Genomic DNA, 13,590 nt, shown 5'->3' with positions numbered 1-13,590 from the left:
CTTTACCTTTTGTTAGGCAAAAGAATTCCGCTCGCCGAATCGGCGTTGAGCCTCAGAAGGCTCTTGACGGTGATTCTCGGAAATGCGATTCTCTTAGTTGCGAGACTACAGAGAAGGGCTTCCGGAATTCGTTTCGGTGGCCTTTTTCTTTTGCGACTAGTGGTTTTCTATCCCTACCCAGCGTCGCTGGGTTGAAGAAGGTTTCACTCTTGGTCGGTTGTCCCTCCTCCGCTGGTTTCGATAAATTGGGCATACAAACGATCCAACTGGTCTGCGACATATTCTCCGAATGAGGGCACCAGCTTCTCGTCGAAAATTAAGGCTGTCCTGCCGATCTCTTGCTGGATCCGCGCCGCTTTTTTCCCCTTCGGCGTACTCCAAGCTTTTACCTTCCTGGAGGACTTGCTAGGACGCTTCGACGCAAGATCGAAAATGAGCGCGAAGCGAGTGTCGCTATCTGAGGCTTTGAACCGTTCAGATTCCAGAACCGTCTCGACAGCGTCCATGACCCTGGGCTTCGCTATACTCTCAGCGAGCGCAATCCAGCGCGATCTTCCAGCCTTTGAGGCCGGGCCTATCTGAGCTGCAAGTTTTTCAGGTACGGTTCGTGCGACGGCGATATAGCGGCTGACGTCAGACTTGTCAGTTGAGAGGGCAGCGGTGATGGTTGTGCGATCGAAGCCCGCGTTCTCAAGTCTTAGCGCAAAAAGGGCTTTCTCAATGAACGAGAGATCAGCACGGTCCAGATTCTCCCGACCTTGAGCTACCACCAACTCACGATCAGTCAGGTTTCTGACAATTGCCGACACCGCCTGACCCAGATCGACGGCGGCCCGCAACCGTCGCCGCCCATACGCAATCTGATATCGGCCGGTCATTTCTGGATGTGGTCGAACAAGGATCGGAATTTGCTGCCCGTTCTCCGCAATGCTCGCCTTTAGCTGATCGAACTTTGGATCGATGGCTGTAGGCAATCGGTCAGCGATCGTTGATCCTTCGACTGTGGATGGATCCAGGGCAATGACAGCCTCGCCAGAGGCTAACTGATCTTGTAGCCGAGCTGCGTTTTTTGCTCCTTCCGCCATTTCCTGTAACGACGAGCCCATGGCGGAGATAGCACCGGTGCGGACACGAGCAACTGACTTGTCCGTCGGGGCCTTCTCGCTCGCTACGGGCTTCTTAAGGAACAATGAGTCGATTGCGTCCTTGCGGCTCATGGCACTGATCTTTGCGGGCTAGTTTCGAGGCAGCATGGTTTCGCCGGTAGGAGCTGCTTGTTGGGAGCTCCCAACAAGCGAAGTCGCAGGCGGGCTTGCCGGACGTCCGCACAAAATCCCTGGTGTGAATTCGACAGGCAGGGGCGCTGGGCAGCAACACGGAGCAGCCAGGGCAGCGCTCTGTTGGGAGCTCCCAACGAGTCGTCATGATTCGTGCCGGCCATCATGCCCGCCCCCATGCAGTCTTGATCAAAGCCTCGATTTCGGCGTTTACCGAATCCAAAGCCTCCATCGCCCGATCATATGTCGACCGCGTTAGATTCTCTCGGCCGATCTCGTAGAGGGTCTGCTTTGTAAGACCGGCATCGGAGACGGCTGCAGATTTCACCATTGGATTGGTGAGGACATGATCGTCAAACATGTTGCGCAACAGCGCCGCGACCTTCGTCTGCGGCGCATCCTGAGGTTCAAACCGGGTAAGCAGATAGCGGATGAAATCATATTGGAGATTTCCCCCGGCCTCCTTCACGACGCCGAGGAGGTCGCGGGTCATAAGTAGGAACTGGCTCATGGACGCGACATCGAGCATCTGAGGATGCACAGTGATGACCATTGATGTCGCGGCGCACAGGCCACTTAGGGTCAAGAACCCAAGCTGGGGAGGGCAGTCGATTACAACCACGTCATAGTCATCGGCGACCTCATCAAAAGCCTGGGCGACACGGGTGAAAAAAAGCCCCTCGCGTGAACCGCGGTCGCTCAAGGCTTTTGGAGTAGTGTGCTCAAACTCCATAAGCTCAAGATTTCCAGGAACGAGATGCAATCCGTCAAAGTACGTCGGGCGAATAACCTCTTTGAGAGGCCGTCTCGCGTCGTCGTAGCGGATTGCCGCATATAATGTCTCGTTGGAAGCCACATCCGTCTCTGGAAGAACCCCGAGGAGTGCCGAGAGGCTGGCCTGGGGATCGAGGTCAACGGCGAGTACTCTGTACCCCTGCAGCGCAAGATACTGAGCAAGATGAGCCGACGTCGTCGTCTTGCCCGAGCCGCCTTTGAAATTGGTAACCGCGATGACCTGCAAGTGCTCCGAGCCTCGTCGATGGGGCACGAACTCGATGCTTTCGCGTCCACGAGCAGAGCCCGCCAGCATATGCCGGATCTCATTTATCTGACCTAGTGTGTAGAAGCGCCTTCCGTTGCTGGCGAGTTCGGGCTGCGGCCCTTCACCCGCCAAAGTCATCTTTCGAAGCGTTGAATCGGATATCTTCATTAGGCGGGCTGCTTCACCCGACGTGAATTTGCGCAAACTCTTGTGCGAGGTGGGAGGAAACAGTGTCTCGCTCATAGCTTGAAGCTGGGAGCTCAGCTGTTCGGCATGCTCACCAATAGTAACATCTACCGAAGGGCGATCATTTCGGGATATGGCCACATTGCTCACGGTGGAAAGCTCTTGTCACGGTTAATCGGCACGTACTGCCATTTTTCCGTGACGATTACCGAATGCACGTTCGGTTGCAAGGCGTTTTTGGTTAATGAAGGGTTAACGTGAGCTCCCACAATCCTCCAGAAAACTCCGATTTATCCATATTCCTCCGCAGGTTAGTTCGCCTTCCCGTTTCGAGGCGTCGGCCGGAAATGCAGATCTGCATATCGATCATCCACACGTTCATTGATCGTCTACACGCCAATAGACGGTGATTCTCCCGACTCGGCGAGGTGCAAATCTGCACGTAGCCACAGGTGAGTCGTGATGATTTCTGTATGCCCCAGTTCGATTCGCGGAGTGGAGCATGCACATCACAATAGTTTCGCCGGACCTCTACGAGCAGTATTCTGACCTGCTCACGCAGATGCATTGCCTTCGTGCGATGATCTTTAGATCGCGCATGGGCTGGGACGTGGCGGTCAGTGATGGCGAGGAAAGAGACCGCTACGACGGTCTCAGACCGACCTATGTTCTAGCTGTCGATGACGGCGATCGGGTCGCTGGCTGCGCGCGCCTGCTTCCCGCGTCTGGCCCAACGATGCTGGAGTGCAGCTTTCGGAAACTGCTGGCCAACGAGTCGCTCTCTCCTCACTCCGGCATGGTCGAGAGCTCACGCTTCTGCGTCGACACCTCGCTTGAAGTGGGGAGAGGAGAGGGCCAGTTGCACCTAGCAACGCTCACGATGTTTGCCGGCATCATCGAGTGGTCGATCACCAACGGCTATACCGAAATCGTCACAGCGACCGACCTTCGTTTCGAACGCATTCTGAAGCGGGCCGGGTGGCCGATGACGCGGCTCGGCAAGCCTGCTCCAATCGGCAACACGATGGCTGTGGCAGGCAGTCTTCCCGCCGATCGCGCGAGCTTCGAGCGCGTCCGCCCGCCGGATTACCATTCGACCATCGCTGAACACGCCGTCACTTCGGCGATGAGTGCCGCGTGACCCAGCTTCGTTCCCATTCCCGCCTTGTCCGCAAGCTCCAGGACGCACTCGGTGACCAGCTTTGTGTGGCCCTCGACGATGCAACCGTTGTCGAGATCATGCTGAACCCGGACGGGCGGCTGTTCATCGAGCGGCTCGGCCACGGCATTGCTCCGGCCGGAGAGATGTCGGCCGCCGCGGCCGAGGTCGTCATCGGCAGTGTCGCCCATGCGCTGCAAGCCGAGGCGGACCACGATCAGCCGATCATATCCGGCGAACTGCCGATCGGCGGCCACCGCTTCGAGGGGCTGCTTCCGCCGGTGGTGTCGGCGCCGACCTTCACGATCCGCCGTCGCGCCTCGCGCCTCATCCCGCTCGACGATTATGTGAAGAACCAGGTGATGACCGAAGCGCAGGCCCGCGTCATCAGGAGCGCCATTGCTTCACGTTTGAACATCGTTATCTCGGGCGGGACGGGATCGGGCAAGACGACACTGGCCAACGCCGTCATCGCGGAGATCGTCGCGACCGCGCCGGAAGATCGCATGGTGATCCTCGAGGACACCGCCGAGATCCAGTGCGCGGCCGAAAACTCTGTCTGCCTTCATACGAGCGACAGCGTCGACATGGCGCGATTGCTCAAAAGCACGATGCGTCTGCGCCCTGACAGGATCATCGTCGGCGAGGTGCGCGATGGCGCCGCGCTGACGCTGCTCAAGGCATGGAACACAGGCCATCCGGGCGGCGTCACCACTGTGCATTCCAACACCGCCATGTCCGCGCTCCGCCGTCTGGAACAGCTGACGGCCGAAGCCAGCCAGCAGCCGATGCGCGAGGTAATCGGCGAAGCCGTCGATCTCGTCGTTTCGATCGAGCGGAGCGGACGGAGCCGGCGTGTCCGCGACGTGATTCATGTCGAGAGTTTTGGGGCCTCGACCTATCAAACCGAACATTATGCCCAGATCGACGAGGTTACTCATGCAGCCTAAGCGTTATCGTGCCGTGGCCGGCGGCGCCTTTCTTCTTTCGGCAATGATACTGGCCTCTCCGGCATTTGCCTCATCCGGTGGCGGCGGGTTGCCGTGGGAGTCGCCGCTTCAGCAGATCCAGCAATCGATCACCGGTCCGGTCGCCGGCTTCATCGCACTGGCGGCGGTGGCGATCGCCGGCGGCATGCTGATCTTCGGGGGCGAGCTCAACGACTTTGCCAGACGGCTTTGCTACATCGCGCTGGTGGGCGGTGTCCTCCTGGGTGCCACCCAGATCGTCGCCCTGTTCGGAGCAACAGGTGCCACTATCGGCAGCCTCGAGCCGCAGGCGCGGCAGAGTTTCCTCGCGCAAATGGAGCCCGCACAGCGGGAAGGAGAGGGGCCTCATGGCTGACTCCGGCTCCGCTCTCATCAGCTCGCGGATCCACCGTGCGCTCTCGCGTCCCAATCTGCTGATGGGCGCGGATCGCGAACTGGTGCTGCTGAGCGGTCTCGCGGCAGTCATCCTGATCTTCGTCGTGCTGACCTGGTATGCGGCGATCTTCGGAATGATGTTCTGGCTCGTTGCCGTCGCCGCCCTTCGCATGATGGCGAAGGCCGATCCCCTGATGCGTCGCGTCTATCTCCGGCACGTCTCCTACAAATCGTTCTATCACGCCACATCCTCGCCCTGGCGACGGTACTGAGGCCACGAAATGGTAGCCCTGAAGCAATTCCGGAATTCCGGACCGTCGTTTGCCGACCTCGTTCCCTATGCTGGCCTCGTCGACAACGGCATCATGCTCCTGAAGGACGGCAGCCTCTTGGCCGGCTGGTATTTTGCCGGACCGGACAGCGAAAGTTCGACTGACGCCGAGCGCAATGAGATCAGCCGCCAGATCAATGCGATCCTCGCCCGCCTCGGCTCCGGCTGGATGATCCAGGTTGAGGCCGCGCGCGTTCCGACAACCGACTATCCGGCCGAGGCGGATTGCCATTTCCCGGATGCGGTCACGCGCGCCATCGACGCGGAGCGGCGGGCGCATTTCGGGCGGGAGAGGGGGCATTTTGAAAGCCGGCATGCCCTGATCCTGACCTGGCGCCCACCGGAGCCACGGCGCTCCGGGCTGGCACGCTACATCTATTCCGATCGAGCGAGCCGCTCCGCCACCTATGCCGATGGCGTTCTTGAGGCCTTCCGCACGTCGATCCGTGAAATCGAACAATACCTCGCCAACGTCGTGTCGATCCGCCGGATGCTGACACACGAGGCGGAAGACCGAGGCGGCTTTCGTGTGGCACGCTATGACGACCTGTTCCAGTTCATCCGCTTCTGCATCACCGGCGAAAACCATCCGGTGCAGTTGCCGGACATCCCAATGTATCTCGACTGGCTGGTGACATCAGAGCTTCAGCATGGCCTGACGCCTACCGTCGAAAACCGCTTTCTCGGTGTGGTGGCGATCGATGGCCTGCCGGCGGAGAGCTGGCCGGGTATTCTCAATACGCTTGATCTCATGCCGCTCACCTATCGCTGGTCGAGCCGCTTCGTCTTCCTTGATGAACAGGAAGCGCGGGCGCGGCTGGAGCGCACCCGCAAGAAATGGCAGCAGAAGGTGCGGCCGTTCTTCGATCAGCTGTTCCAGACCCAGAGCCGCTCGCTCGACCAGGATGCCATGACGATGGTGGCCGAGACCGAGGATGCGATCGCCCAGGCAGCCTCGCAGCTCGTTGCCTATGGTTACTACACGCCGGTGATCGTCCTCTTCGACGAAGAGCAGCCCCGCCTGCAGGACAAGTGCGAGGCGGTCCGCCGCCTGATCCAGGCGGAAGGGTTTGGCGCCCGCATCGAGACGCTGAATGCCACGGACGCCTTTCTCGGCAGCTTGCCGGGTGTTTCCTATGCCAATATCCGCGAGCCGCTGATCAACACCCGCAATCTCGCCGATCTCGTGCCGCTGAACTCGGTCTGGTCGGGCAGCCCGGTAGCCCCTTGCCCGTTCTACCCGCCGGGTTCGCCGCCGCTGATGCAGGTCGCCAGCGGCTCCACTCCTTTCCGGTTGAACCTGCATGTCGACGATGTCGGCCATACACTGGTGTTCGGCCCAACGGGATCGGGCAAGTCCACACTGCTGTCGCTGATCGCGGCGCAGTTCCGTCGCTATGCCGGCGCGCAGATCTTCGCGTTCGACAAGGGCCGATCAATGTTGCCACTGACGCTTGCTGTGGGCGGAGACCATTACGAGATCGGCGGCGACACGCCGGCAGGAGGGGAGGGGGCATCGCCGCCGCTCGCCTTTTGCCCGCTCGCCGGACTCTCGACCGACGGCGATCGCGCCTGGGCGTCCGAATGGCTGGAGACGCTTGTGGCGCTGCAGGGTGTCACGGTGACGCCGGAGCACCGGAACGCCATCTCGCGCCAGATCGCCTTGATGGCGCAATCGCGCGGCCGGTCGCTGTCGGACTTCGCGAGTGGCGTGCAAATGCGCGAGATCAAGGATGCACTCCATCGCTACACCGTCGATGGTCCGATGGGGCAGCTCCTCGATTCCGAGGAAGACGGCCTGTCACTCGGCGCCTTCCAATGCTTCGAAGTGGAAGAGTTGATGAATATGGGCGAGCGCAATCTCGTGCCGGTCCTGACCTACATGTTCCGGCGGGTTGAGAAGCGGCTCACCGGCGCGCCAAGCCTGATCATTCTCGACGAAGCCTGGCTGATGCTCGGTCATCCGCTCTTCCGCGACAAGATCCGGGAATGGCTGAAGGTCTTGCGCAAGGCCAATTGCGCGGTGGTGCTCGCCACCCAGTCGATCTCGGACGCCGAGCGCTCCGGCATCATCGATGTGCTGAAGGAAAGCTGCCCGACAAAGATCTGCCTGCCGAACGGTGCGGCACGCGAACCCGGCACACGGGAGTTCTACGAGCGGATCGGTTTTAACGAGCGGCAGATCGAGATCGTCGCGACCGCCCTGCCGAAGCGCGAATACTATGTCGCCTCGCCCGACGGCCGCCGGCTCTTCGACATGGCGCTCGGGCCTGTCGCGCTCTCCTTTGTCGGTGCGTCCGGCAAGGAAGACCTGAAACGCATCCGCGCACTTCACGCCGAACACGGTGCCAAATGGCCGGAACACTGGCTGCAACAGAGAGGGATTGCTCATGCAAATATCACTCCTCACAACAACTGATCGACGCTGCACCGTCGCCATGCTGGCGGTGGTGGCAGCGATGGCTCTGCCGGCGCCAGGCATGGCCGGTGGCGTCACCGGCGAGGCGACGGAATTCACCCAGCTCGCCAACAATGCCGAGCTCGTCTCGCTGGTCGGCAAGTCGGCCGAGCAGGTGAACAACCAGGTCACCCAGATCAATCAGCTGGCGGAGCAGATCCAGAACCAGCTGAAGATCTACGAGAACATGCTGCAGAACACCGCGCAATTGCCTGATCATGTCTGGGGCCAAGTCGAAAGCGACCTGAACCGGCTGCAGAGCATCGTCGGGCAGGGGCAGGGCATTGCGTTTTCTATGGGCAATATCGACGACCAGCTCAAGCAGCGGTTCGAGAGCTATGCCGAGATGAAGAGCAACTTGCCCACCAACGCGAGCTTCTCCACCACCTACCAGTCCTGGTCCGACACCAATCGCGACACGATCGCCGGCACGTTGAAAGCCGCGAACCTGACCGCCGAGCAGTTTTCGAGCGAGGAATCCACGATGTCGTCATTGCGCTCGATGTCGGAGAGCGCCGACGGTCAGATGAAAGCGTTGCAGGTGGGCCATGAGATCGCCGCCCAGCAGGTGGCGCAGCTTGAGAAGCTGCGCGGGCTGGTTTCCCAGCAGATGACGATGATGGGCACCTGGTACCAGTCGGAACAGGCTGGGAAGGATCTCGCCCAGGCGCGAAGGGAGAAGTTCTTCAACGCCGAGGTCAAGAGCATCCCCGAAGGTCAAAAGATGGAGCCGCGCTGGTGAACCGCACCGTCATTGTTGTCCTGCTCCTGGTCGTTGCCGCGGTCTCGTCGGTCGCTGCAACGCTGGTCGTCAACTCGAGAGACTCCAGCAAACCTGCACTCACCGAGGAGCAACGCGCCGCCAGGGAAAACTTCTTCGGCGCGAACAAGGAGCTTCCGCCGATCAAGGACGGTCAGGAGATGCGTCCACGATGGTAAAGACCAATATTGGACGTTCGGTTCTTGTCGCTATCCTGCTTTGCGTCGTCTTCGCGGCCCCGGCTTTTGCGCAACAGGGCCAGGTGCTGACGGAGCTGGAAAATCAGATATCGACCGCTGCGAAAGGGTGGGAAACCACCATCATGGATGCGGCGAAGTCGCTGTTCTGGATCCTCGCGGGCATCGAGATCGGAGTTGCCGCGGTTTGGCTGGCCCTTCAGGCCGCATCCCTTGATAGCTGGTTCGCAGAGCTTGTCCGGCGGATCATGTTCGTCGGCTTTTTCGCGTTCGTTCTCACCGAGGGGCCAGGCTTCGCCCGCTCCGTCGTCGACAGTCTCTTCCAGATCGGTGCAGGTGGCGGGTCAGCCTCTCCCGCCGAAGTATTCGACGCCGGCATTCGCGTGGCCTCGCAAATGTCGCAACAGGCGCAATTCGGGTTGTTCGAGGACAATGCACTGGCGATCGCGGCCGTCCTGGCGATGAGCATCGTCGTCATCTGCTTTTCACTGGTCGCGGCGATTTTCGTGTCGGTGATGGTCGAGATGTATGTCGGCCTGCTCGCCGGCATGATCATGCTTGGCCTTGGCGGGTCCTCCTATACCAAGGACTTTGCCATCCGTTATCTGGTCTACGCCTTCGGCGTGGGCATGAAACTGATGGCGCTGGTGATGATCGCCAAGATCGGATCGCAGGTTCTCACCGGCCTCGCCCAGGCGCCGACCGCCTCTTCCGATCAGTTCGTGACCACCCTGGCAATTGCCGGCATATCGGTGGTGGTCTTCATTATCGCGATCTATGTGCCGAACATCATCCAGGGCGTGGTTCAGGGAGCCTCGGTGTCCGGCGGAATGGAAGCCATCCGCCATGGCGGCCAGGCAGCATCGTTCGCGGCCGGCGGGGCGTTTCTGGCCGGTGGTGCGGCCGGCGCCGGATTTGCCGCCGGTCAGGCAGCACGGGCGGCGGGATCGTCGTTTGCCGGAGCCGCCGCACGCGGTGTTGGCACCGGTATCTGGGCCGCCGGACAAGCGGCCGGCTCGGCGGCCAAGGAAAAGGCGATCGGCTCTCCAGGGGCCTATGCCGGCTCGCTGCTGGGTCTGGCGAATGCCAAGCTCGACGGCAACCGCAGTGGCAATGGCGGACGCACTCCACCTCCCGAACGCAACGATCAATCATAATCAAAGAGGACGGGAAAGATGGCAGCGAACCGCGGCCCCGATAACCCCTATCTTGCCGCCCGCAACGAATGGAACGAGCGATACGGCTCCTATGTGAAGGCGGCGTCGGCGTGGCGCATTGTCGGCATCACCGGCATGGTCATGGCCGTGGTGGGGTTTTCCTATGCGCTTTACCAGAGCACGCAGGTCAAGCTCGTTCCTTATGTCGTCGAGGTCGACAAGCTCGGCACGGCGGTGAGCGCCGGTTTCCCGCAGCAGATCGAATATGCCGACCCCAGGGTGGTGCGCGCGACGCTTGGCGGCTTCGTTTCGAACTTCCGCTCGGTCACCCCGGATGCCGTGGTGCAGAAGCAGTATATCGACCGCACCTACGCGCTGCTCAGGACCTCGGATCCGGCGACGGAAAAGGTCAATGCCTGGTTCCGCTCGAACTCACCCTTCGAGAAGGCGAAGAACGCCACGGTCGCCATCGAGGTCAACAACATCGTGGCGCTGTCGAACCAGTCCTACCAGATCGACTGGACGGAATTCGAGCGCGACCGCAAAGGCAAGGAAACGGCTGTCCGCCGGTTCCGCGGCATCGCCACGGTGACGCTGACCCCGCCGCAGGACGAGGGCGTGATCCGTCTCAACCCGATCGGTCTTTATCTCCGCGATTTCGACTGGACCGCACAGCTTTGAAAGGCATGGCCACGCACATGAACATGAAAACAAATACGCGCCGCGCCAGGCTTGTCCTTGCCCTCGCAAGCGGACTGATCACCGGAACCGTGGCGATATCCGACGCGCGCGCGGGCGATGTCTCGGCAAACGAAGAGAAGGGCATCGATATCTCCGGCAAGTGGCGCGGCAGCCGTGGCCTGGTGACCAGGGGAGACGACGGCAAGGTCATCTTCCTCTATGGCGAGGTGCAGCCCTCCGTCGTCTGCTCGCCGCTGCAGGTTTGCGATATCGAGCTTCAGCCCGGTGAGGTGGTCCGCGATGTACTCGTCGGCGATACGGTCCGCTGGAAGGTCGAGCCCGCGACATCGGGTGCGGCTGGTGGCCAGGCGATCCATCTGATCGTCAAACCGGCCGAGGCAGGGCTGATCACCTCGATGGTGGTGACGACGTCGCGCCGCACCTACCATATCCAGCTGAAATCGCATCCGACGCAATATATGGCGCGGGTCGGGTTCGAATATCCGGAAGATGTGTCGGCCAAGCTCGCCGATATCAATTCGAGGCTGGAGGCAAGCACGATTCCCGGCGCGGGCATGCCGGCCGAACAGCTTACCTTCTCCTACTCCGTCTCCGGCCGAGCCGGCTGGCGACCGACGCGGGTCTATAGCGACGGCGAGAAGACCTACATCCAGTTCCCGCGCCGGATCTCCGGCCAGGATGCACCGGTGCTGTTCGTTGTGTCTGGTGGACAGAACCGGATCGTCAACTACCGGATGAAGAACGACATGATGATCGTCGACTACAACGTCGACAAGGCCGTTCTGGTTTCGGGCGTTGGCTGGAAACAGGAGAAGGTGACGATCCGGCGGGGAGGGCGCTGATGAGATGTCCTGCCATTGATCAAATCCGCCAGCTCGCCGCGGCCGGCCTCATCGTTCTGTTTCTTTCCGGATGTCAGACGGCCGCAACGGACGGCCTCGTTGCCAGCGACGCGCCGCCGGACGTTTCCGGCCCAGCCGCAAGCGCCATCGCCGGCGATATGGTCAGCCGTCTCGCCGAGCAGATCGGGCCGGGCAAGGTGACGATTGCCCTCAAGGTCGATGCCTCTCCCTTTGGCCAGGCGCTCGAGGGGGCGCTCAAGGGCTGGGGCTATGCCGTCGTCACGGACCAGAAAACCGATGCCGGCAAGACCGTAATCCCGCTCGCCTACGGCGTCCTGGCATTCGATGGCCAGGTTCTGGCGCGGCTCTCGACCAGTAAAGTCGAGCTTGGCCGCGCCTACACGGTGACCGCCGGTGGCGCGACCCCGGCCAGTGCACTCTCCGTTCTGAAGCGCGGGTGAGGGGGAAAAAGTCGATGGTACAATCTCTGAAGCTCGGCGCCGCCACGACGGAGGACGCTCAGTCCGGCATGCGCCGGATCAACCGGTTGCCCATCATCGTCGTGGTCGTCCTGGTGATCCTGTTCCTCGGGGTGATCATCTACGGCCTGACCTCGCGCGGGCTGTTCTTTGGCAAGAATGCGGGGCTCGATACGAGTACAGGCACGCCCGCCTCGACTTTTGCCGATCAGATGAAGCGAGGCATCACCGACGGTATTATCGGTGACACCGAGCCGCAGGTCACCTTCCAGCCGACGCCGGTCGAGAAGAAGGAAGACAAGGCGACAAATCCGTTCACGACGCAGCCGGAAAACCGCGAGGAGCCGCAAAAGACCCAGGAACTGGAGCCGGAGGCGGTTTGGCGCGCCCGCCTGAAGCGTGAGCAGCAGGAGCAGTATCTACGCGAGCGGCAGCGCCAGAGGATGGCACGACTGCAAGCAAATGACGCAGCCTATGATGCACCTCTCGCCATCGACCGCAGCAAGCTGGCGGCAAGTGCGAAAACCAGCGACCAGACGCCAGCTGAAACCACCACGGCATCGTCAACGACAAACCAAACCATGCCGGACCTTTATGCCGCCGCCCTGAAAAACGGCCTCACAGGTCAGGACGTCGACCAGAACGGGCAGCGATCCAAGGAGGACTTCTTCAACTCCGATCTCAAGGAGCTGGGATATCTGCCGAACCGTGTCGTGCCGCAGCAATCCCTCTATGAACTCAAGCGTGGCTCGGTTATCCCGGCGACGTTGATCACTGGCATCAATTCCGACCTTCCCGGCCGCATCACCGCGCAAGTGAGCCAGAACGTCTATGACAGCGCCACCGGCCACCGGCTTTTGATCCCTCAAGGAGCAAAACTGTTCGGGCGCTACGACAGCAAGGTCTCGTTCGGACAAAGCCGCGTTCTCGTCGTCTGGACGGATCTCATCTTTCCGAATGGTTCAACGCTCCAGATCGGTGGCATGGCAGGCACCGACGCCGAAGGCTACGGCGGGTTCAACGACAAGGTGAACAACCACTATTGGCGGACCTTTGGCTCGGCGGCGCTGATCGCGCTGATCGGCACCGGGATCGATGCGTCGATGCCGGAAAGTTCCACGCTCGCCACGCAGGAGACGGCGTCGGATGCGGCGCGACGGAATTTCGCGGAGAGTTTTGGCCGTGTTGCGGAACAGACGATCAGTCGCAATCTGAATATCCAGCCGACGCTGGAGATTAGGCCGGGATATAAGTTCAATGTCCTGATCGATCAGGACATTGTGTTTCCTGGGTCCTATCGGAGTTAGAATCGGACGTTCTGCGTGCAGTGAGCTCTCCTCACCCGCCGTGAACGTGCATCCGCCCTCTCTATTTTGCTCACACCGGCGTGCGCTACGGCGCTGGGACCCGGCGCTCTCCTTTACAGGGCCGCCCCCGCAGAGATACCTCATCTCGAGCTAGTCCCCAAGGCCATGTCGAGATGCCTCCGTCAGACCCCGACTGCTTGACGGGGGGGCAGCTTCGGACGACATACGGCCCGTAACGATTGCCTTGGGTGTGTCCGTTTCTGTTGCCAGCGTCTCTAAGCATCTATGTAAATGCTCAAAGGACCGGTATCTAGCACCTGCTGGCATGC

14 protein-coding genes are annotated in these 13,590 nt (G+C 60.9%); 12 read left to right on the top strand and 2 right to left on the bottom strand.

Going from position 1 to position 13,590, the window contains the following annotated elements:
* Nucleotides 1-203: 203 nt before the first annotated feature.
* On the bottom strand, nt 204-1,217 hold the full coding sequence (repB, locus tag C7I87_RS22825) for a plasmid partitioning protein RepB (protein WP_149906327.1): 1,014 nt from the start codon (nt 1,215-1,217) through the stop codon (nt 204-206).
* 223 nt (nt 1,218-1,440) lie between these two features.
* The gene (gene repA, locus C7I87_RS22820; RefSeq protein WP_149906326.1) at nt 1,441-2,655 is read right to left on the bottom strand and encodes a plasmid partitioning protein RepA; all 1,215 of its coding nucleotides are present in this window, start codon (nt 2,653-2,655) and stop codon (nt 1,441-1,443) included.
* Nucleotides 2,656-3,007: 352 nt separating this feature from the next.
* Here repA and traI point away from each other — a divergent pair, with 352 nt between their 5' ends.
* Genes traI through trbI form a run of 12 tightly spaced genes read left to right on the top strand, consistent with a single transcriptional unit; the run spans nt 3,008 to nt 13,261 of the window.
* The gene (gene traI / locus C7I87_RS22815) at nt 3,008-3,646 is read left to right on the top strand and encodes an acyl-homoserine-lactone synthase (RefSeq protein WP_149906325.1); all 639 of its coding nucleotides are present in this window, start codon (nt 3,008-3,010) and stop codon (nt 3,644-3,646) included.
* The gene (trbB, locus tag C7I87_RS22810; RefSeq protein WP_149906324.1) at nt 3,643-4,614 is read left to right on the top strand and encodes a P-type conjugative transfer ATPase TrbB; all 972 of its coding nucleotides are present in this window, start codon (nt 3,643-3,645) and stop codon (nt 4,612-4,614) included. The genes traI and trbB overlap by 4 nt, the downstream gene beginning before the upstream one ends.
* Complete coding sequence (trbC, locus tag C7I87_RS22805) at nt 4,604-5,008, top strand: conjugal transfer pilin TrbC (RefSeq protein ID WP_149906323.1); 405 nt, start codon at nt 4,604-4,606, stop codon at nt 5,006-5,008. The genes trbB and trbC overlap by 11 nt, the downstream gene beginning before the upstream one ends.
* A complete protein-coding gene (locus C7I87_RS22800; RefSeq protein WP_149906322.1) occupies nt 5,001-5,300 on the top strand; it encodes a conjugal transfer protein TrbD in 300 nt (99 codons plus the stop codon). Before trbC ends, C7I87_RS22800 begins: the two co-directional genes overlap by 8 nt.
* 9 nt (nt 5,301-5,309) lie before the next feature.
* Nucleotides 5,310-7,778 (top strand): conjugal transfer protein TrbE, encoded by a 2,469-nt coding sequence (locus C7I87_RS22795; protein ID WP_149906321.1) that lies wholly within the window; start codon nt 5,310-5,312, stop codon nt 7,776-7,778.
* A 19-nt stretch (nt 7,779-7,797) separates the two neighbouring features.
* On the top strand, nt 7,798-8,559 hold the full coding sequence (gene trbJ, locus C7I87_RS22790; protein WP_149906405.1) for a P-type conjugative transfer protein TrbJ: 762 nt from the start codon (nt 7,798-7,800) through the stop codon (nt 8,557-8,559).
* Nucleotides 8,556-8,756, top strand: coding sequence for an entry exclusion protein TrbK (gene trbK, locus C7I87_RS22785; protein ID WP_149906320.1), 201 nt, complete (start codon nt 8,556-8,558; stop codon nt 8,754-8,756). Before trbJ ends, trbK begins: the two co-directional genes overlap by 4 nt.
* Nucleotides 8,750-9,931, top strand: coding sequence for a P-type conjugative transfer protein TrbL (gene trbL / locus C7I87_RS22780; RefSeq protein WP_149906319.1), 1,182 nt, complete (start codon nt 8,750-8,752; stop codon nt 9,929-9,931). The genes trbK and trbL overlap by 7 nt, the downstream gene beginning before the upstream one ends.
* An 18-nt stretch (nt 9,932-9,949) precedes the next feature.
* On the top strand, nt 9,950-10,612 hold the full coding sequence (locus tag C7I87_RS22775; RefSeq protein ID WP_149906318.1) for a conjugal transfer protein TrbF: 663 nt from the start codon (nt 9,950-9,952) through the stop codon (nt 10,610-10,612).
* Between the two features lie 23 nt (nt 10,613-10,635).
* Entirely contained in the window at nt 10,636-11,475 is an 840-nt protein-coding gene (gene trbG / locus C7I87_RS22770) for a P-type conjugative transfer protein TrbG (RefSeq protein ID WP_149906404.1), read from the top strand.
* Nucleotides 11,475-11,936: a conjugal transfer protein TrbH gene (gene trbH, locus C7I87_RS22765; RefSeq protein ID WP_149906317.1), complete on the top strand. Its 462-nt coding sequence runs from the start codon at nt 11,475-11,477 to the stop codon at nt 11,934-11,936. Before trbG ends, trbH begins: the two co-directional genes overlap by 1 nt.
* A gap of 14 nt (nt 11,937-11,950) precedes the next feature.
* Nucleotides 11,951-13,261, top strand: a complete 1,311-nt coding sequence (gene trbI, locus C7I87_RS22760; RefSeq protein WP_149906316.1) for an IncP-type conjugal transfer protein TrbI — start codon at nt 11,951-11,953, stop codon at nt 13,259-13,261.
* Nucleotides 13,262-13,590: the final 329 nt, after the last annotated feature.

Origin of the sequence: Mesorhizobium sp. SARCC-RB16n, from assembly GCF_008520305.1 — a bacterium.
In the GTDB taxonomy this organism is placed as follows: domain Bacteria; phylum Pseudomonadota; class Alphaproteobacteria; order Rhizobiales; family Rhizobiaceae; genus Mesorhizobium.
The sequence above is the reverse complement of the archived record's forward strand: the minus strand, read 5'-3'. Positions and strand labels throughout refer to the sequence as shown.

What these genes read in the sequence shown, in the direction of transcription:
- repB (WP_149906327.1), bottom strand. Translation starts at nt 1,217, where the DNA reads ATGAGCCGCAAGGACGCAATCGACTCATTGTTCCTTAAGAAGCCCGTA.
- traI (WP_149906325.1), top strand. Translation starts at nt 3,008, where the DNA reads ATGCACATCACAATAGTTTCGCCGGACCTCTACGAGCAGTATTCTGAC.
- trbC (WP_149906323.1), top strand. Translation starts at nt 4,604, where the DNA reads ATGCAGCCTAAGCGTTATCGTGCCGTGGCCGGCGGCGCCTTTCTTCTT.
- C7I87_RS22800 (WP_149906322.1), top strand. Translation starts at nt 5,001, where the DNA reads ATGGCTGACTCCGGCTCCGCTCTCATCAGCTCGCGGATCCACCGTGCG.
- C7I87_RS22795 (WP_149906321.1), top strand. Translation starts at nt 5,310, where the DNA reads ATGGTAGCCCTGAAGCAATTCCGGAATTCCGGACCGTCGTTTGCCGAC.
- trbJ (WP_149906405.1), top strand. Translation starts at nt 7,798, where the DNA reads ATGCTGGCGGTGGTGGCAGCGATGGCTCTGCCGGCGCCAGGCATGGCC.
- trbL (WP_149906319.1), top strand. Translation starts at nt 8,750, where the DNA reads ATGGTAAAGACCAATATTGGACGTTCGGTTCTTGTCGCTATCCTGCTT.
- C7I87_RS22775 (WP_149906318.1), top strand. Translation starts at nt 9,950, where the DNA reads ATGGCAGCGAACCGCGGCCCCGATAACCCCTATCTTGCCGCCCGCAAC.
- trbG (WP_149906404.1), top strand. Translation starts at nt 10,636, where the DNA reads ATGAAAACAAATACGCGCCGCGCCAGGCTTGTCCTTGCCCTCGCAAGC.
- trbH (WP_149906317.1), top strand. Translation starts at nt 11,475, where the DNA reads ATGAGATGTCCTGCCATTGATCAAATCCGCCAGCTCGCCGCGGCCGGC.
- trbI (WP_149906316.1), top strand. Translation starts at nt 11,951, where the DNA reads ATGGTACAATCTCTGAAGCTCGGCGCCGCCACGACGGAGGACGCTCAG.